This is a genomic window from Bradyrhizobium huanghuaihaiense, assembly GCF_025200885.1.
Taxonomy (GTDB): Bacteria; Pseudomonadota; Alphaproteobacteria; order Rhizobiales; family Xanthobacteraceae; genus Bradyrhizobium; species Bradyrhizobium huanghuaihaiense.
This window is the reverse complement of the sequence record NZ_CP104172.1, coordinates 6488984-6507649: the sequence shown is the minus strand read 5'-3', so window position 1 is coordinate 6507649 and position 18666 is coordinate 6488984. Positions and strand designations below refer to the sequence as shown.

Sequence of the window (18666 nt, the reverse complement as noted above, 5' to 3'; positions counted from 1 at the left end):
CGACCACGACGTTTTGGAGCGCCGGACCGTGGCGCGTTCCCTCAAGCGGCGCGACGGCGCTTTGGCGTTCGTCCGCTTGTCGCGGGTTGGGCTGATAGTGTCAGACCCAACGCTCCGACAATGCGCATGACCGTGCCGAACTCGGGATTTCCGGTCTCTCCGAGGGCCTTGTACAGGCTCTCGCGGTTCAAGCCGGCTTTCTTCGCGATCGCACTCATGCCGCGCGCACGCGCGACGAGGCCAAGCGCGTCACGCACGAAATCGGCGTCGCCGGTTTCGAGGGCCGCTGCGATATAGGCGGCCTGACGCTCTTCGGTGTTGAGATAGTCGGCGGCGTCGAAACGCGTCGTCTTGGATGCCGTTTTGGCCGTCGTTTTTGCTGCCTTTGGCATCACGATGTCTCCGCCAGTTGCTGGGCTAGCTCGATGTCTTGTCGTTGTGTGCGCTTGTCGCCGCCACACAGCAGGATCACGATCTGCGCGCCGCGCTGTACATAGTAAATCCGGTAGCCCGGGCCGTAATCGATGCGCATTTCCCGGATGTTGCGGCCGACGCTCTTGCTGTCACCGGGATTGCCCATCTCCATGCGGCGAATCCGGACGGTGATCCTGGCTACCGCGCTGGCGTCCCTGAGGCGGCTCAGCCACTCCGAGAAATGCTCAGTCTGCCTCACCTCGACCATGAAGCGAGATTGTAGCTCATGGGCTACAGAATGTCAAAGAGGCCGCGCGGCGCATCGAGATGGCGAGCGGTGCAGAGAGCTTTGAAGGCGCTGTGGGACGCCTACTGCCCCGACGGCGTGCGCAGGCCGTGCCAGGCGTCGCGGACCTGCTGGTAGTGCACCTCGGGCAGATAGTCCGGGGTGTTCAGGTTCAAGGTCTTGACGTCGAGGTGGCCGACGGCGCTGAGCAGCGTGTAGGAGGCAATCACGCGGTCGCGCAGTGCGCCGATCAGGCGGGCCTTCGCCTGGATCAAATCGGCCTGCGAGTTCAGCACGTCCACAGTCGTGCGCTGTCCGCCGGCGGCTTCGCGCTGCACGCCCTGGAGCGCGACGGTTGCCGCCTTCACCTCGGACTCCGAGGCCGAGACCGCGATCTTGGCGCCTTCATTGGCGACCCAGGCGCTGACCGCCGCCGTGCGCGCCTGGTTGCGCACCTGGTCGAGCACGAGCCGGCTCTGTGCCGTGACCTCCTTGGCCTGCCGGGTCTGCGCGGCGGCCTGGCCGCCGTCATAGATCGGCACGGTGACATTGGCGACGATCGAGGCCTGGTCCTCGGCGAAGGTTCCGAGCGTCGGGTCGTTGTTGCGGCTCTTGCTGGCGCTGCCCTGGACGCTGGCGCTCGGCAGCAGCGCGCCTTCGGCGACGCGGATGTTGGTGGAGGCGACGTCGACGTCGAAACCTGCGGCCATCACTGCCGGGTGCTGGCGGATCGCCACCGAGAGCGCATCCTCGCGGCTCTTCGGCAGATAGCGGTCGACCACCTCGGCGGGCTTGAGCTGCGACGGCGCGTTGCCGATCACCTGGGCATAGGTCGCCTGGCTGACCGCAAGCGCGACCTCGGCGGCATTGAGGTCGGCGAGGCCGCGGTTGAGCCGCGCCTCGGCTTGCGCGCTGTCGGTCGGCGTGACGTCGCCGGCATTGAGGCGGCGCTGGGTGACCGCGAGGGTCTCGCGCAGGAAAGCCACGTTGGAGCGCTGCGCCTCGACCAGCGACTGGTTTGCCAGCACGTTGGTATAGGCGGTGACGGCGTCGAGCAGCACGCCCTGGCCGACATTGCGCAGCGCCTCGCGGCCCGACTGCACCTGGAGCTCGGCGGCCCGCACATTGTTGGCGGTGCGGAAGCCGTTGAACAGGGTCTGCGTCACCGTGACGCCGATGACCCACGGCTTCAGATCGGCGGTCTGGATCGTGTTGTTGGGCAAGAGGTTGCGCACCGATTGCAGGCCGGCGCTGAGGCTCGCCACGAGCTGCGGCCGGTAGCCGGCGAGCGCCTGCGGCACGTTCTCGTCGGTCGCGCGCTGGCGCGCGCGCTCGGCATTGAGCTGCGGGTTGGTCTGGTAGGCTTTTGCCAATGCCTCCGGCAGGGCCTCGGCAGTTGCGGCCGAGGGCAGGGCGCACGAGAGCGCCAGCGTGGTCCATGTCGCAAGCACAGGACCCACGCCCGATCGACGCCGCGTCATCACGCGACCAGCTCTGGCGGCACGCCCAATCATGTAATCCCGCTAAACCCCGGCTGTCCGCCCCCGCCGACGGTGGCCTCTTAACTGTTTAACCAGCCGGGGTCGCGCAGGCAAACTGCCGCGGGGAAAACTCCCATCTATTCCGTGCTTGTTGCAGGTGCGTCACAGCATTTTTGCGAAAAGACGCCAGAGCCTTACACCAGCCTGACCGCGCGCTCGCGTCACCGGTTCTTGTTCACCGGCTTGCGCTTCTCGATGAACGCCGCCATGCCCTCGGAGCGGTCTTCGAGTGCGAAGGTCGAGTGGAACAGGTTGCGCTCGACGCTCATGCCCTCGGCAAGCGTCGTCTCGAAGGCGCGGTTGACCGCCTCCTTGGCCATCGCGGCTGCCGGGCGCGACATCGACGCAATCTTCTCGGCGGCGGCCATGACCTCGTCCATCAGCTTGTCCGCGGGCACGATGCGGCTGACGAGGCCCGAGCGCTCGGCTTCGGCTGCATCCATCATCCGCCCGGTGAGGCAGAGGTCCATCGCCTTGGACTTGCCGATGGCGCGGGTCAGGCGCTGGGTGCCGCCGATGCCGGGAATGGTGCCGAGGGTGATTTCGGGCTGGCCGAACTTGGCGGTGTCGGCGGCGATGATGAAGTCGCACATCATGGCGAGCTCGCAGCCGCCGCCGAGCGCGTAACCGGCGACCGCGGCGATGGTCGGCTTGCGGCAGCGCGCGACGCGGTCGCCGCCGATCGCGGCGAAGTCTTCGGAGAACATGTCGATGAAGCCCTTCGGCTGCATCTCCTTGATGTCGGCGCCGGCGGCAAAGGCCTTCTCGCTGCCGGTCACCACGATGCAGCCGATGGCGTCATCGGCCTCGAGATCGTCGACCGCAGCGGCGATCTCGCGGAAGACGCCGAAGGAGAGCGCGTTGAGCATCTTCGGCCGGTTCAGCTTGACGATGCCCACCGCGCCTTTGCCTTCGACGATGATGTGTTCGAACGTGCTCATGCTCCACCCACGCTTTTTGATTGGGCGGGCAATGTGCCTGCTGGCGCGGTGGGCTTCAAGAGCCCAAGGAAGCCTTCGGAACAAGGCCGGAACACGCTGCAAGTCGCGCGTTCCAGGCCAGGAAACTTAGGCCGGGAAACTTAGGCCATGAACATGCGCGCGGCGGACGCCAAGGTCAGCAGCGTGCCGACGCCGATGAAGATCTTGCCGATCAAGGAGCTCTGGTCCCAGGCCGAGCTCTGATGGCTGCTGGCCATCACCGGCGCGGGACGCGGCTGCGCCTCGGTTGCGGCAAGCACCGCCTTCTGGGCGGGTGGGTTGTCCTGTTGCGCGGCGCGGTCGAGATCGTTCGGCTGGTCGGGGGCGACGATCTGGCTCTCGGCATTCGGGGCCGCGGTATTATCGGCTGCGGCCTGGACGTTGTCGTTAGCGCGGCCGGTCATGGCGGAGGCCGCAGCCGCGGGCGGCGTATCGGCGGCGGCAAGCTGCGCATTGGCGTTGGCGACCTCCTGCGGCATCTGGCTCCATGCGGGCAGGCCGCTATCGGCCTTATCGGCAGTCTTGGCCTCGCCGGCCTTGGCCGCGGTGTCCTTGCTGTCGGCCTTGTCCCCGGAGGACTTCTGCGCCGTCTTGCTGCTGGTGCGGCGAGAAGACTGGTGCCGGTGCTTGCTCGGTTTGACTGCATCGGCCTGTTTGCCCGCGCTGTCCGATTGGCTGCTCGCGGTCGAGGCTGGCGCCGCCTGTGCAGCGCCTCCGAACAGCAGGAAAAGCCCGGCAAGAAGAATCAGGGCAGCGCGCCCGCTGGTATTCATCATGTGACGATCTCCCCAATTCACCCCTCCCCAGGACCGAACAGAGACGCCGCGAGGTGACGACAGCGGGGCAGAAAAGGGGAATCTTCGGGCCACACGGGGCGAAAGCGGGGCAGGCCGTCCGTTGCGGCCGGCCGCCGGGTGCGGACGGGACCGATCGGTGTTATGAGCCGTCGCGAGTTTTCGCGGCCGCATCGGAGCACCGGTTCTCAGTGTCGATCACGAGTTCGTGATCGTACGGGTCCGGCGTAACAAATTGAAAGAGCGGCCGAATTGCATGGTGAGGGGCGCGCGTGCGCGGACGTGAGGACGAATGGACCGGCCTGATGCGGTCGGCCATGGCAGGCGATGATGCGGCGTATCATCGCCTGTTGAAGGCGGTCACGCCGGTGCTGCGCGCTGCCGCGAGGCGCGGCCTGGCGCGGGCCGGGCAGCCTCCCGACCAGGCCGAGGATATCGTGCAGGAGATTTTGTTGGCGGTGCACCTGAAGCGGCACACCTGGGACAGCGAAGCGCCCTTCGCGCCCTGGCTGTTCGCGATCGCCCGCAACAAGCTGATCGATGCGCTCAGGCGCCGCGGCAGGCGCGTCTTCGTCAACATCGACGATTTCGCCGAGACGCTGCCGGGCGAGGCGCCGCAGGAGACGGCTTCCGCGGGCGAGGTTGCGGCGCAGCTGGGCGCGCTGCCGCAGCGCCAGCGCGACGTGCTGCAGTCGATCGCGGTCGAGGCCGCCTCGATCAAGGACACGGCGGCGAAGTTCTCGATGAGCGAAGGTGCCGTGCGGGTCGCGCTGCACCGCGGCCTTGCCGCACTGACTGCCAAACTGCGGGACCACTAGTCATGGATACCGATCAACTCATTCGCTCGCTCGCGGCCGACAACGCCCATCGCGCGCCGCGCGTCGGCGCCGTGCTGACGATGGCGCTGCTGGTGGCCGCGCCGCTGTCGATCCTGATCTTCGCGACCTTCCTCGGTGTGCGCGCCGACGTGATGAGCGCGATGGGTAATCCGTTCTTCGACATGAAGTTCGCGGTGACGCTGTCGCTCGCGATTCCCGCGATCATCGTCAGTCTGCATCTGTCGCGGCCCGAAGCCCTGCTGCGCGGCTGGGGCTGGCTGTTGCTGCTTCCCGTCGGCCTGCTTGCAGTTGCGATCGGCAGCGAGGCGATGATGGCGCCTGCCATGCCGATGACGATGCGGCTGATGGGCAAGAACTCCAGGACTTGCCTGATGGCGATCCCCGCGATGTCGCTGCCGCTGCTTGCGGGGGCGCTGATCGGCCTTCGCCACGGCGCGCCGTCGCGCCCTGCGCTTGCCGGTGCACTCGCCGGCCTGGTCTCGGCCGGACTTGCCGCGACGCTCTATGCCTCGCACTGCACCGACGATTCACCGCTGTTCGTCGCGACCTGGTACACGATCGCGACCGCGGTGGTGACCGTGATCGGCGCGGCGATCGGCTCCAGGGTTTTGCGGTATTAGAGCGTTTTCGAGTGAAGTGGATACCGGTTCGCGTAAAGAAAACGCATCAAAACAAGAACCGACCCGGCGGCCTCAAGCCGCCGGCGTGGCGCCCTGCATGCGGTGGAAGCGCAGCACCTGCTGCGCGGTGGAGCTGCGCAGGGCCTCGTAGGTGTCGCGCAGCGCCAGCATGTCCGCCGTCGCGCCGCCTGCCAGTTTCTCGCGCATCGCGATGATCGCGCGCACGCTCGACCATTGCATGCCCGCGACCTTGGCGAGGATCATCACGCCCTCGGTGCGGCTTTCGATCATCATGGTCTCGGCGGTCTCGACCGCGACGCCCGCGAGCGCGGCGAGCCCGGCATTGGTCTCGTCGAACTTGCCCTGTTCGGCGAATGTGGTGACCTGGAATTCGTTGAGGCGGCCGTCCTCGTGCAGCGACTTCACCAGCGCGCGCGCCATTTCCGTTTGCCTGGTCATGGCGGCGGCGCGGACCCGCTGAGCCGCCTCCTGCACCACGCTCGATACCTCGTCCGCGAGCTCGGGATGGGCAGCCTCCAGCTTCCTGCGCACGCTCAAGGACGCCTTCGCAACCAGCTTCAGGTAGTGATGGCGCGGCAGGCTGGGCCGCAGGCCGATGCAGGTGGCGAGGCCGTCGTCGCGCTCGGCGCGCGTGACGAGGTCGGTGAGACTTTCCTCGGAGAGCCGCGCGCCCGGATTGCTGACGGTCGATTGCACGACGTCCTCGTCGCCGCGCGTCACCAGCACGTCGGTCAGCGCTTCCGACAGAACCCGCCGCAGCGAGATCGCCTTCAGATGGGCCTGGCCGCGCGTGCGCGCGATCTGGATCAGCGTCGCCTCGTCCAGCCGTTCCGATTTCGTCAGCACGGGTCCTGCGACCTCGATGACCTCGTCGAGCGCGAGCGTGCGGATGATCTTGGGCGGTGCGGCCGCGATCGGTGCGAGGCGGTCGGCAAGCAGCGCCCTGGCCGACGTCTCGATCTGCTCGATCAGGCATTCGAACACGTCGTCGAACACGCGAATGTGGTCGTCGGAATAGTCCACCGCGTTGCCCACGAAGAGATCGGTGACGCGGCGCAATGTCTCGACTCGCCGCGCGACGGTGCCGTGCGAGAGCGCGGCCTGCAATTCTTCAAGCAAATTCTCGGATGATTTCTCGGATTTGGATCTCATTGCCCTGTCCTGGAGCGTTCGGTCCGGTGGAGCCTCTGGCGCCCCGGGAGAAAATGGATTGGTCAGTTCGTTACGATGCGGTTGCGCCCTTGCGCCTTTGCGGAATAAAGCGCGCTGTCGGCGCGCGCGAGAAACGTGTCGGCAGTATCATTGTCGCGAAGCGTCACGACGCCCGCTGAAATCGTCACGTGCATGCCCGGAGAAAATGCGCTCCAGTCGAGCTCGGCGACGACGCGGCGCAGGCGCTCGAGCATGCGCGAGGCGGCGCCGCCTTCGGTATCCGGCAGCAGCAGCAGGAATTCCTCGCCGCCGTAGCGGCCGAAGCTGTCGGCCGGACGGATGTTGGCGAAAATCGTGATCGCGAAGGTGCGCAGCACCTCGTCGCCGACGGGATGGCCGTGGGCGTCGTTGATGCGCTTGAACCAGTCGAGGTCGATCAGCGCGATCGCGCAAGGCCTCGATGTCCGCCGCGACGTTTCGATCTCGGCGTCGAGCAGACGCATGATGCAGCCGCGGTTGTAGGAGCCGGTCAGCTCGTCGAGCTCGGCCAGTTCCTCGATGCGCTGATAGGCGGCCTTCAGCTCGATGCTGCGCTGATACAGGATCTTGCGCAGCGTGGCGCCGAACAGGCCGAGGAAGGCGCACTGGCCGATCACCAGCACGAAGCACAGCATCGAGGCGGTCCGCTGGAGCTTCGTCGCAACGGGCATGCCGATCGGCAGGTCGGAGGCGAGGAACACGGCGGCAAGGCCGACGGTCGCAAGCGCCCAGGTCAGCATCGCCTGGGTCGAGGTCATGCGCAGCGTGCCGAAGGCGAAGATCAGGAACAGCACGCTGATGAAGGCGATGCCGATGGTCGGGGCCGACAGCAGGAATACGAATTGCAGCGCCATATGCGCCGAGATCTGGAAAACGGTGAGATAATGGTCGGTGAATTTGTCGCCGATGCCGGCCTCCGACAGCACGGTGAAGGTGCCGATGATCAGCAGGCCGCCGACCCAGAACAGCGAGGCAATGTCGATCGAGATCACGCCGTCATAGGCGTAGAGCAGCAGGACGGAGGCGCCGAGCGAGTAGCTTGCCACCTGGCCGATATACATCTGGCGGCGCTGCCAGGCCCGGCGCGCCCGGACCGCCGGCGCCGCCGCCGCGGGCGTGAGGACGAGATCCGCGACCTCAGCGGCATTCCTCTCGGGAAGCGACGTCGCGGCCGTGTTCATGGTCCCGCCAATGGTGGATGTCAGCCCAAAAATCTACGTGGCAAGCCTTTAGGTTTGGTATCCTTGGAAATCGAATCCGAAGCGTGCAGCGCGGAACAGGATGACCTTGGCCGGACGGGGGAATTTGCCGGCGGTTAGGCATCGTTTGCGATGCGGTCGAGCCAAAGCGGGGGGTCGTGAGACATACGTCGTGCAGGACTGCTATGGAACCGGACTTGATCGGCCCGCCCGTGCCGGGCAGGCAATCCGCAGGAAAGTGTTTCAGTATTATGTTACCGATCTGGATTGATGCGGGCGCCCGCCGCGGGTGGGGCAAGAAAAGCACATGTATGTGGGACAGATCACACGGGTCCCCGTACGATCGCGGTAGCTTGAACAATTTTGCACCGCCCGTCGAACCCTCCGCCGCATCGACCCGACCAACCTTGCGAGACGAGCTTTGAGCGTGACACAGGCGGCTTCGGACGAGGTCCTGATCGCCAGGATCGCTCAGGGCGACCGGCTCGCCATGCAGGTGCTGTACGGGCGGCACCATGTCAGGGTCTACAGGTTCGGGCTGAGGCTCGTGCGGGACGAGCAGGCGGCGGAAGACCTCATCAGCGAGGTGTTTCTCGACGTCTGGCGTCAAGCCGGCAAGTTTGAAGGCCGATCCGCCGTTTCCACCTGGCTGCTGGCAATCACCCGATTCAAGGCCCTCTCGGCGCTTCGGCGCAGGAAGGATTTTGAACTGGACGAAGACGCCGCGAACGCGATCGAGGACCAGTCCGACGATCCGGAAACGGTGGTGCAGAAGAAGGATACCAGTGCAGCGTTACGGGAGTGCCTGACGGGCCTCTCGCCGGAACATCGGGAAATCGTCGATCTCGTCTACTACCACGAGAAGTCCGTGGAAGAAGTCGCCGAAATCGTCGGGATCCCGGAGAACACTGTGAAGACGCGCTTGTTCTATGCGCGCAAGAAACTGGCCGAACTGCTAAAGGCAGCCGGCGTTGAGCGAGGCTGGCCATGATGGCTTTGAGCAAGAAGATGCTGGAGCAAGAGCCCAGTGAAATTGAACTGCTGCTGCCCTGGCACGCCGCCGGCACGCTGAACGCGCGCGATGCCCGCCGCGTCGAGGACGCGCTGGCGCGCGATCCGGAGCTCGCCAAGCAGTATGCCGCGATCCGCGGCGAGTACGAAGAGACCATCCATCTGAACGAGAGCTTAGGGGCTCCGTCGGCGCGCGCGATGCAGAAGCTGTTCACCGCGATCGATGCCGAGCCGGCGCGTGCGGTCGGTTCGCTGCCGCTGTCGGCGCGCATTGCGACCTTCTTCGCGAGCCTGTCGCCGCGGACGCTGGCCTGGTCGGCGAGCCTGGGCGCCATCGCGCTGCTGCTGCAGGCCGGCATCATCGGCGCGGTGCTGATGAAGACCCAGACCGCGACCTTCCAGACCGCCTCGCTGTCGACCGGCGCGCCGATCACGCGCGAACTCGGTGCATCCGCAGCACCGGCTCGCGCCCTGGTGCGCTTCACGCCCGAGGCGCGTGTCGCCGACATCACGGCATTGCTCGACGGCTACCAGGCGTCGATCATCGGCGATGCCAAGGGCGGCATGTTCCGCCTCCAGTTCGACAAGGCGATGAGCCAGGACGAGCTCGCCGCGCTGCTCGCCAGGATGCAGCGCGAGAAGTTCGTCAACCTCGCCGTTGCGGCGCCGTAGGGCGCCCCTGAACCGATGACGCGCAAGTCCGAGAGTAAGTTGCGAGCCGCGGCCTACGCCTCGTCGGTCGGGGCCGCGCTGCTGCTCGCCGCCTGCCTCGGCGTCGAGGTCGCGCAGGCGCAGGCAATCATGCGCACGCCCACGATCAGCGTTCCCTCGCGCACGCCCACGATCTCTCCCAGCATCGCCGCGCGGGCGGTGAGCGTCAGCCGCGGCCCGGGCCCGATCACGACGACCGCCCGGATCCCTTCGACGCGGATCGGGACGCCGGTGCTGCCCTATGCGCGCTATTCGCCCAATCTCTACCCCAGCTGCACGGCGCCCTATCGCGGTGCCGACGGCGAATGCCTGGCGCAGCCGAATGCGGGCGGCGAGGGCAACGGAAAATCGGGCAAGAAGGTTGCCAGCAAGGGACGCGGCAACAACACGCCGGTTGCGGTGAACCAGCGCATCTTCGCAGGCGAATTCGTCGCCGAGATCGACGGCGCCCTGTCGGTGACGGAGGCCGACGAGCTCGCGCGCCGCCATGGCCTCGCGCGCGTCGCATCCGAGAATTTTCCGCTAATCGGGGCCACGTTCGGCCTGTTCCGCATCACCGATGGCCGGCCCACCGAGACGGTGCGGCGCGAATTCGCCGCAGACGGCAGTGTGCGCTCGGTTCAGCCGAACTTCCGCTACGCGCTCCAGGACCAGAAACCCGCCGTGCCGGTCGAAGGCGACCCGGCGCAATACGCGCTGGCAAAGCTTCGCCTGCCGCAGGCGCACACGCTGGCGCATGGCGCCAATGTGACGGTTGCGGTGATCGACTCCGGGATCGATGCCAAGCACCCCGAGCTCGCCAATTCCATCTCCGATAATTTCGACGCGCTCGGCAGCGCCGAGGGCCCGCATGTGCACGGCACCGGCATTGCCGGCGCCATCGTGGCGCATGCCAAGCTGATGGGCAGCGCGCCCGAGGCGCGCATCATCGCCATCCGCGCCTTCGGCGGCACCACGGGCGGCGCCGAGAGCTCGTCCTACATCATCCTGCGTTCGCTGAATTACGCCGCCGAGCACGGCGCGCAGATCGTCAATATGAGCTTTGCAGGCCCGAAGGACGCCGTGATCGAGCGCGCCATCGCGGCGACCGCCGCGCGCGGCCTCGTGCTGATCGCCGCGGCCGGCAATGCCGGCGCGAAATCGCCGCCGCTATATCCCGCCGCCAACCCCAATGTGATCGCGGTCAGCGCGACCGACCAGCAGGACAGACTGTTCTCGGCCTCCAACCGCGGCAATTACATCGCGCTGGCCGCACCCGGCGTCGACATCTTCCTGCCGGCGCCCGAGGGCAAATACCAGATGACGTCGGGAACCTCGTTCTCGGCCGCCTATGTCTCCGGCGTCGCGGCGCTGCTGCTCGAGCGCAATTACACACTCAAGCCGGAAGCGCTGCGCATGACGCTCGCGAAGACCGCGCGCGATCTCGGATCACCCGGGCGTGATGATCTGTTCGGCGACGGCGAGGCCGATGCGTTTGCCGCGGTGACGGCCGTTCCCGCCAACAGTGCGACGCCGGTTGCGGCTGCGTCCGGTACAACAAAACGTGAAGATGCCGACAAGCGTCACGACGAGCCGGGCATCCGCGCGATCGAGCAACCCTCGCTGTCGAGCGCAGGCGATAAAGCCGCGATATCTCAGGCGGATAGGCCGGCGACGCGATAGTCGCTGCGACAACTTTGCGCGCACGCCGAAGGTTAAAAAATCAAACCCCGCATTTGAACGTTCAGCCGGCCAGCACGACCAAATTATGTGGGAGCGGTCATCCCTCCCCATCAGTCATATCAGGCGCGAGCGCCCATCCACCCCAAGCGCCCATATGGCTCGACCCGTCCGGTTGTCCCCCCGGACGGGTCTTTTCTTTTGGGCATCCGATTCCTTGAAGCGATATTCGGAATCAGCTTCCGGTTGAGCGATCGCGGTGGCGCCGAGCGCCAGCGTCGATCAAGTGCCGCGCACGTCCGTCATGCTTGTGCGAAGCTTGACTCGAAATCACAGCAATTCTCCGCGCGACTACGGTCTTTCATGACGGACGGCGCGCCGTTGCTGGACAAGTCAAAACTTTTCCACAAAATATTCATGTCGCGTCTAAATTGATTCGTGTGCGTTGCGTCCCCCGCGTCCGTGTTTTCTCCCAACGGGCTGGTTCATGACACATCGCCAAGAGTCTGGTTACGCGCCTTTCCGCGCGGAGGCTTGCAGCCGCGAAGTTGCGGCGCGCTGGTGCACTCTCGCCGAACAGCGGCTGGAACATCTCTCCGAGATGTTCGAGACCGGACGCTGGCGCCGCTATCACTCCGAGCTCGCCTTTCTCGAAAACATCCAGGAAGCCAAGCGCGCCGTCCAGACCTGGCGCGCCATCGCCACGGGCGGGGACGTCGCCGCGGCAGCCGCGAGCGTCACCTCCGCATTCGGCTGGTCGCCGGCGACGATGCCTCGCGTGTTTCCGCGCGAGCAGCAGGTGCAGACCGTGCAGCCCAAGACCTTGGAGCCCAAGACCTTGCAGCCCAAGACCTTGCAGCCAAAGGCCGTCCACATTACCGCCGAGACCGCCGTGCCGGTCAGGCTCGATCCCAAGCCGGATGTTCTCGCCGAAGTCCCCGAAGCCCCGCTCGTGCCGCTGGCTGCGCCCGTGGCGATGGCCTCGTTCACCGCTCCGTTCGAGATGCCGCCGCTCAGGGCTCCCGCTGCGAGGACGGCGTCAGCCGCGTCCGCTGTGAGGCCGCCGGTCGCCGCGCCCGCTGCACTGGCCCCGCGCACCGCACCTGCCGTAAGGCCACCGGTCGCCGCGCCTGCCGCGATGGCGCCATTCACAACGCCCGCTGTGAAGCCGCCGGTCGCGACGCCTGCCGCAATGGCAACCCTCCTGCCACAGTTCGCTCCGCCGGCCGCCGAAATCGTCGCAGCCCCCGAGCGCGTCGTCGAATTCACCCTCAGCCTCGACGGCATCGAAGCGAAGTACCCGCTGCTGCGAAACGCGTTCTAGCGCCTGGAAGCTGGAGGCGAAGGGCGGCACCTACCGCCGCACCGCATTCCCGCCAACCATGACCTGCGCAAAGCGCTGGGCGCCGTCGGCCGACAGGTCCGCCGTCACCGCGCGGGCGTGGTCGAGGCCGACGACGGCGCCGCGCGGGGTCTCCGAGATCATGTTGTTGTTGACGAGCGCGGTGCCGGCGCCGGGCACCACGGAGACGCCGACGCCGGCCAGCGCCTTGCGGATCACGTTGCCCGTGATCGCGACGTCGCGCAGATATTTGCCCCAGCCGGCGACGATGCCGTAGGAGGGCGCATTCTCGATCACGTTGCCGGTCACCGAGGTGTCCGCCTCGATGTAGATGCCGACGCCGGCATCGTCGTCCGGCGCGGTGCCGATGGGGCGCTTCGGGATCAGATTGCGGATGATGTTGCCCTGGACCACCGCGATGCGGCCGCCCTCGTTGAAATTGCAGACGGAGACGCCGACCGCGGCGCCATCGACTGTGTTGTTGGCGATCACGGCGGCTTCGAACGCGAACTCGGAATACAGCGCGACCTCGCGCACGTCGCTGACGCTGTTGCCTGTTATGTGGATGTTGGAGGCCGAATTGCCGCGCACCGCGGAATAGTCGCAGTTCCTGATGCGGTTGCCGCGCACGATCACATTGCCGGCGCGGAAGGCGTTGATGGCATTGCCGTACTGCCCGGAGCCGCCGGGCCCGGCCTTGATGTTCTCGATACGGTTGTCGGCCACCAGCGTGCCGTCGTCGCCGATCGCGGTGCGCAGGATCTCGATGCCGTTGTCATTGGTGCCGAGAATTGTGTTGCGCGAGACGCTGAGGCCCCTGGCGTCGAAGGAGACGACCGCCGTCACCGCAATGTTGGTGCAGATGTTGCCCGAGATGTCGCCCGTGACCTGCTCCAGCCAGATGCCGCTGCCGCCGGAGTTCGTGATCTCGCAATCGGTGATGCGCACATCGCGCCCGCCGAGCACATGGATCAGCCCGCGCCGCGTCGGCAGCGCAATGCCGCCGCCGTCGAAGGTGATGCCGGTGAGACCGATCGCATCGGAGCCGTCGCTCTGGATCGCCGAGGCGCCGCCGGTGAAGACGAGTTTGGTCGCGCCGCGCACGCCGATCAGTTGCGCGCCGTTCGGCAGCCGCAGCAATCCGCTGCGGTAGACACCGGGCGGCAAGGCGAGCGGCATTTGCGCCCGCGCGGCCTCGTCGATCGCGCGCTGCAGCGCGCGCGTCTGGTCCTCGCTGCTGCCGGGCCGCACGCCATATTGCGTGGCATCGCGGCCGAGCAGCGACGTCAGCGGCGCCGCGCGCGCGGCGTCGGCCGGCATGGCCAGCGCGCCGGCGATGCCAGCGGTCGAAGCCCCGATGAGGTGACGGCGATTGAGGTCCATGACGCGTCCTCCGGCGGACGCGGGGGCCCGCAGCGGATTAGGTAGCGCAGGGCGGCGGGGGTCGTGAGGATTGTTCGCGGTAGGGTTAAATGTTTACGCAAAGCGAGGTGCCGTAGGGTGGGTTAGCCGTAGGCGTAACCCACCATGTCACCGCGAGTACGGAACCGTTGATGGAGAAGAGGTGGATTACGCTTCGCTAATCCACCCTACGAAGCGCGCCGCTTCCTTGCCAACGCCACCATCTCCATCAGCATCGCTTCCCCCGCATCCACCAGCTCGTCCAGCGTGATGCGCGGCGCCCCCTTGCGCCGCACCGCGCCGCTGCGCGCGAGCAGGGGAATGTGGATGAACGCCGCCAACTTTGGCCCGCCCGCCCTGACGTTCTCGATCGCGCGCCAGCTCAGATAGTTGCAGAGATAGGCGCCGGCATCGCGCGAGGCGCGCGCGTCGGTGCCGGTGAGGCGCGCGGCGCGCAGCAGCCTTGCCGTGTGCGGGCCGAACATCATCGCGTCGGCATGGCCGGCGATGCCGCGCTTGCTGGAGCGGGTGTTGGCCGCATCGGGCCAGAGCATGGTGACCGCGTTGCGTGCGCGGGTCTCGATGCGCAGATATGGCGTGCGCGCGGCGAGGCCGAACATAAGCAGTGCGTCAGGCTTTTGCGCAGCGAGCACGTCAGGCAATTGCCGGTCGACGGCAGCATAGGTGACCGGGAAGATGTGGCTCGTGATCGCGACATTATCGAGCGCCGGACGGCGCAGTTGGGCCAGCCGTGCCACCAGCGGCTGGGTCGGATTATAGGGCGCGCCGGGGAACGGACCAAAACCGGTGAGGAGAATGCGGAGCTTGTCGCTCATTGCAGCAACTCCAGGATCTGCTCGGCGGCGAGCGCCGGCGTGAGATGGCCATCGGCGACTTCTGTCTCGATCTTGCGGACCTTGGTCCGCACCGAGGCCTCGGTACGCAGCCGTGCCAGCATGCGCTGCTCCAGCATCGACCACATCCACTTCACTTGCTGCTCGCGCCGCCGCGCGGCGAAATCGCCGGACGCATTCATCGCCTTGCGGTGATCCAGAACCTTCTGCCACAACTCGGCGATGCCGGTGCCGGCCAACGCCGAATAGGTGACAACGGGTGGATGCCAATGCTCGGATCGCGGCGCCAAAATATGCAGCGCGCCGCGATAGTCGGCAGCGGTGATGTTGGCGCGCTTGAGGTTGTCGCCGTCGGCCTTGTTGATCGCGATCATGTCGGCGAGCTCGACCAGGCCCTTCTTGATGCCCTGCAGCTCGTCGCCGCCGCCCGGCAGCATAAGAGCGAGGAAGAAATCGGTCATGTCGCAGACAGCAGTCTCGGACTGGCCGATGCCGACCGTCTCGACCAGCACGACGCCGAAGCCGGCCGCCTCGCACAAGAGCATCGCCTCGCGCGTCTTGGCGGCGACGCCGCCGAGCGTGCCCGAGGACGGCGAGGGGCGGATGAAGGCGTCGGCGGAGGCCGACAACCGCGCCATCCTGGTCTTGTCGCCGAGGATCGAGCCGCCACTCCGTGCCGAGGATGGATCCACCGCGAGCACCGCAACCTTGTGGCCCTGCTCGATCAGATAGGTCCCGAGCGCGTCGATGGTGGTGGACTTGCCGACGCCGGGCGAGCCGGTGATGCCGACACGAAACGCCTTGCCGGTGTCGGGGAGCAGCTTCTGCACCAGCTCCCGCGCCAGCGCCTGGTGGTCGCTGCGACGGCTCTCCACCAGCGTGATGGCCCGCGCGAGCGCCGCGCGGCTGCCGGCGCGCAGGTCGCGGGTGAGGGTCTTGATGTCGATGGATTTGCTACTGGTCATCGTTGTTTTCGCGTCCAGCCGCTAGCGGCCCGACATGCGAATGTGTCTTTCAGCGCAGGATTTCAACGGCGGAAGGTGAGTTTGAATGATGTCCCAAACGATCTCGGCTTTCGTCATGTGGTAGGCATGACGCAGAAGATTTCCGAAGTCGATCATCTTGCGCCAGTCGATTCCGGGCTCGGTTCGCTTGACCTCATCTGGGATGAATCTCGATGCCTCGCAGATGATCTCGAGCAGCCGTTCATCGAAAGTGAGACCCTTCACGACACTTTCGATGTCGGTGATGCCTTCCAGAATATCTCGCAGCCGGTCTTCAACGGTCGGCGGCATTCAGAAGACCTCGACCAGATCATCCGCGATCCGCTCAGCCATGCGCGGCTTCAGCAAGTCTCGCATTGATATCTGAGCTCGAAGGCCGACCTGATCCTCGATCAGGTGCAGGACCCTGAAGTAGTCGAACCGCGGCGTTTGCTCGCGCGAGGTCGTCTCGACCAGCACGTCGAGGTCGCTGTCAGGCAGGGCGTCGCCGCGCGCACGGGACCCGAACAGGTAAAGCCGGGTGACACCCGCAGCCCTCAGGGCGGGAGCAAGCTCTCGGAGCTTCCCGACAAGTGTCTGGAGTGGAATGTCTGCGACCTCGGTCATGGCCGGACACTAGCACAGGGCGCCCGCCCGGCCCAGCAATAGCGAGGCCGGGCCGACCACCCAGGAGGGGGCAGGCGAGGGCCGCCCGCCCGATATCACCGGGATGTCGCCGCGGCCGTCTGCATCGGTTTCACCTTCCGCCACACCCACACCATCACCGGCCAGAGCAGGGCGCCGATCGCCATGGCGGCGAGGATTGCGGCGACGGGGCGCTCGAAGAACGGCAGGATGCTGCCATCCGACTTGATCAGCGAGGTGACGAAGGCCTGCTCGACCATGGTGCCCATGACGATGCCGAGCACCATCGCGGCGACGGGATAGCCGTTGGCTTCCATGACGTAGCCGATCACGCCGAAGGCGGCGACGGTGACGACGCCGAACATGTTGTTGCCGATCGCGAACGAGCCGACCGCGCAGCACAGCATGATGATCGGCATCACGGTCGAGCGTGGCGCCAGCAGGATGTAGGCCGCGACGCGGATCATGGCGATGCCGAGCGGGATCATCAGGATGTTGGCGATGATGAACATCAGATAGATCGCGTACATGCTCGACGCCTTCTCGGTGAACAGCGTCGGGCCGGGATTGAGGCCCTTCATGTAGAGCACGCCGATCGCGATCGCGGCGATGGTGTCGCCGGGGATGCCGAACAGCAGCGAGGGCACCCAGCCGGAGGCGATGCTGGCATTGTTGCTGGCGCCGGCCTCGACCAGGCCCTCGACATGGCCGGTGCCGAACTTTTCCTTCTCCTTGGAGAAGCGCTTCGACATCGCGTAGGAGACCCACGCCGCCATGTCGGCACCGGCGCCGGGCAGCACGCCGATGATGATGCCGACGATGTTCCCGCGCGTCATCTGCCAGTGGTATTTTCGGGTCAGCCTCCACTGGCCGGCCATGATGCTTCCGAATTTTCGGCGCGGCAGCGGCGGCGGCTCGGGCGTCAGCATCGTACGCATCACCTGCGCCACCGCGAATACGCCGACGAGGGCCGGGATCGGCTCGATGCCGCCGAACAGATCGGTGATGCCAAAGGTGAAGCGCGGGATACCGCCGGGATTCTCGATGCCGATGCAGGAGACCAGCAGGCCGAGGAACATGCCGGCGATCGCCTTCACCGGCGAGGAGCGCGCCACCAGCGTGGCGCACATCAGGCCGAGCAGCGCCAGCCAGAAATATTCGAAGGTCGAGAACGACAGCGCGATCTCGGCGAGCGGAGGCGCCAGGATCATCAGCGACAGCACGCCGGCAATGCCGCCGACGGCGGAGAACCAGACACCGGCACCGAGCGCGAGCTCGGCCTGGCCCTTGCGCGTCATGGCATAGGCTTCGTCCGCGTAAGCAGCGGAGGCGGGCGTGCCGGGAATGCGCAAGAGCGCGCCGGGAATGTCGCCGGAGAAGATCGCCATCGAGGACGCCGCCACGATGGTCGCGATCGCCGCGATCGGCGACAGGTAGAAGGTGACGGGGACGAGCAGGGCAGTCGCCATGGTCGCCGACAGGCCCGGCAGCGAGCCGATGACGAGGCCGTACACGGAGGCCGCGAACATCGCGATGATGACCTCCCAGGTGGAGATCAGCGCGAAGGCATCAATCAGGGTCTTGAGCATGGGATTACCAGGGCGTCGGCAACAGGCCGGCGGGCAGCGGCACGCGCAACAGTTTGCCGAAGATGAGGTGGATGGCGAAGGGCGACAGCGCGGCGAGCGGCAGCGCCAGCTTCCACTTGGCGCCGAGCGCCGTCGAGGTGACGTAGACCATGATCGCCGCGGTGATGATGAAGCCGAGCCGGTCGGCGGCAAAGACGTAGAACAGCAGCAGCGCCGGCGGCAGCAAGGCGCGCAGGCCGTAGAACCTGCCCTGCGGCGGCGGGGCAGCTGCCTGGCCGTCCTCCATCGGGATCAGCTCTTCCTCCTCCTCGAAGGAGTGGCCGATGCCGAACACGATCGCGAGCCCGCATAGCGCAAGGCCCGTACCGATCACGAGCGGAAACACGTTGGGGCCGACCGGCTGCCCCGGCACCGGCGGCAGGATGTAGCCGCCATAGGCGGCAGCCGCGCCGAGCACGACGAGAAACGATCCCGTGACGGAGTCGGGAAGACGCATGACGAGGGGTCCTGTGGGCTATCTTCTCCCTCTCCCCGTTCTTACGGGGAGAGGGTTGGGGTGAGGGGACTTTCCGCGCGAACGGTGAGA

The 18666-nt window shown here is 66.5% G+C and carries 20 protein-coding genes; 6 read left to right on the top strand and 14 right to left on the bottom strand.

The features are described from left to right. Window positions 1–41: 41 nt before the first annotated feature. The 5 genes from N2603_RS30820 to N2603_RS30800 form a co-directional block, all read right to left on the bottom strand. On the bottom strand, window positions 42–392 hold the full coding sequence (locus tag N2603_RS30820) for an addiction module antidote protein (protein WP_018647983.1): 351 nt from the start codon (window positions 390–392) through the stop codon (window positions 42–44). After that, the gene (locus N2603_RS30815; protein WP_018647982.1) at window positions 392–682 is read right to left on the bottom strand and encodes a type II toxin-antitoxin system RelE/ParE family toxin; all 291 of its coding nucleotides are present in this window, start codon (window positions 680–682) and stop codon (window positions 392–394) included. Before N2603_RS30815 ends, N2603_RS30820 begins: the two co-directional genes overlap by 1 nt. A 101-nt stretch (window positions 683–783) precedes the next feature. Next, window positions 784–2214, bottom strand: a complete 1431-nt coding sequence (locus tag N2603_RS30810; protein WP_260385086.1) for a TolC family outer membrane protein — start codon at window positions 2212–2214, stop codon at window positions 784–786. A 188-nt stretch (window positions 2215–2402) separates the two neighbouring features. Further along, window positions 2403–3182 (bottom strand): enoyl-CoA hydratase, encoded by a 780-nt coding sequence (locus N2603_RS30805; RefSeq protein ID WP_260385085.1) that lies wholly within the window; start codon window positions 3180–3182, stop codon window positions 2403–2405. Between the two features lie 140 nt (window positions 3183–3322). After that, window positions 3323–3997 (bottom strand): hypothetical protein, encoded by a 675-nt coding sequence (locus tag N2603_RS30800; protein ID WP_260385084.1) that lies wholly within the window; start codon window positions 3995–3997, stop codon window positions 3323–3325. 290 nt (window positions 3998–4287) lie between these two features. Here N2603_RS30800 and N2603_RS30795 point away from each other — a divergent pair, with 290 nt between their 5' ends. Beyond that, window positions 4288–4833: a sigma-70 family RNA polymerase sigma factor gene (locus N2603_RS30795; protein WP_018647978.1), complete on the top strand. Its 546-nt coding sequence runs from the start codon at window positions 4288–4290 to the stop codon at window positions 4831–4833. A 2-nt stretch (window positions 4834–4835) separates the two neighbouring features. Further along, complete coding sequence (locus tag N2603_RS30790) at window positions 4836–5474, top strand: NrsF family protein (protein WP_018647977.1); 639 nt, start codon at window positions 4836–4838, stop codon at window positions 5472–5474. Window positions 5475–5546: 72 nt separating this feature from the next. On the opposite strand, the gene N2603_RS30785 is transcribed toward N2603_RS30790, so the two are convergent. After that, on the bottom strand, window positions 5547–6647 hold the full coding sequence (locus N2603_RS30785) for a DUF2336 domain-containing protein (protein WP_260385083.1): 1101 nt from the start codon (window positions 6645–6647) through the stop codon (window positions 5547–5549). Window positions 6648–6709: 62 nt separating this feature from the next. Beyond that, window positions 6710–7867, bottom strand: coding sequence for a GGDEF domain-containing protein (locus N2603_RS30780; protein WP_260385082.1), 1158 nt, complete (start codon window positions 7865–7867; stop codon window positions 6710–6712). Between the two features lie 439 nt (window positions 7868–8306). Between N2603_RS30780 and N2603_RS30775 the strand changes: the two genes are divergently transcribed. The 4 genes from N2603_RS30775 (at window position 8307) to N2603_RS30760 (ending at window position 12590) form a co-directional block, all read left to right on the top strand. Beyond that, window positions 8307–8876, top strand: coding sequence for a sigma-70 family RNA polymerase sigma factor (locus tag N2603_RS30775; protein ID WP_018647974.1), 570 nt, complete (start codon window positions 8307–8309; stop codon window positions 8874–8876). Next, on the top strand, window positions 8873–9568 hold the full coding sequence (locus N2603_RS30770; protein WP_260385081.1) for a hypothetical protein: 696 nt from the start codon (window positions 8873–8875) through the stop codon (window positions 9566–9568). Before N2603_RS30775 ends, N2603_RS30770 begins: the two co-directional genes overlap by 4 nt. Window positions 9569–9583: 15 nt before the next feature. Then, window positions 9584–11269, top strand: a complete 1686-nt coding sequence (locus N2603_RS30765; RefSeq protein ID WP_260385080.1) for a S8 family serine peptidase — start codon at window positions 9584–9586, stop codon at window positions 11267–11269. A 484-nt stretch (window positions 11270–11753) separates the two neighbouring features. Then, window positions 11754–12590: a TIGR03809 family protein gene (locus N2603_RS30760; RefSeq protein WP_260385079.1), complete on the top strand. Its 837-nt coding sequence runs from the start codon at window positions 11754–11756 to the stop codon at window positions 12588–12590. A 30-nt stretch (window positions 12591–12620) separates the two neighbouring features. Here the strand turns inward: N2603_RS30760 and N2603_RS30755 are convergent, their stop codons facing one another. From N2603_RS30755 to N2603_RS30725, 7 genes are all read right to left on the bottom strand, one after another. Beyond that, complete coding sequence (locus tag N2603_RS30755; protein ID WP_260385078.1) at window positions 12621–13991, bottom strand: TIGR03808 family TAT-translocated repetitive protein; 1371 nt, start codon at window positions 13989–13991, stop codon at window positions 12621–12623. 206 nt (window positions 13992–14197) lie between these two features. Beyond that, the gene (locus N2603_RS30750; RefSeq protein ID WP_260385077.1) at window positions 14198–14845 is read right to left on the bottom strand and encodes a pyroglutamyl-peptidase I; all 648 of its coding nucleotides are present in this window, start codon (window positions 14843–14845) and stop codon (window positions 14198–14200) included. Beyond that, on the bottom strand, window positions 14842–15828 hold the full coding sequence (gene meaB, locus N2603_RS30745) for a methylmalonyl Co-A mutase-associated GTPase MeaB (protein WP_260385076.1): 987 nt from the start codon (window positions 15826–15828) through the stop codon (window positions 14842–14844). The genes N2603_RS30750 and meaB overlap by 4 nt, the downstream gene beginning before the upstream one ends. 21 nt (window positions 15829–15849) lie before the next feature. Beyond that, window positions 15850–16158: a HepT-like ribonuclease domain-containing protein gene (locus N2603_RS30740; protein ID WP_260385075.1), complete on the bottom strand. Its 309-nt coding sequence runs from the start codon at window positions 16156–16158 to the stop codon at window positions 15850–15852. Beyond that, entirely contained in the window at window positions 16159–16473 is a 315-nt protein-coding gene (locus tag N2603_RS30735) for a nucleotidyltransferase family protein (protein WP_260385074.1), read from the bottom strand. A gap of 95 nt (window positions 16474–16568) precedes the next feature. Next, the gene (locus N2603_RS30730) at window positions 16569–18080 is read right to left on the bottom strand and encodes a tripartite tricarboxylate transporter permease (protein ID WP_260385073.1); all 1512 of its coding nucleotides are present in this window, start codon (window positions 18078–18080) and stop codon (window positions 16569–16571) included. A gap of 4 nt (window positions 18081–18084) precedes the next feature. Then, window positions 18085–18576 (bottom strand): tripartite tricarboxylate transporter TctB family protein, encoded by a 492-nt coding sequence (locus tag N2603_RS30725; protein WP_018647965.1) that lies wholly within the window; start codon window positions 18574–18576, stop codon window positions 18085–18087. Window positions 18577–18666 lie beyond the last annotated feature (90 nt).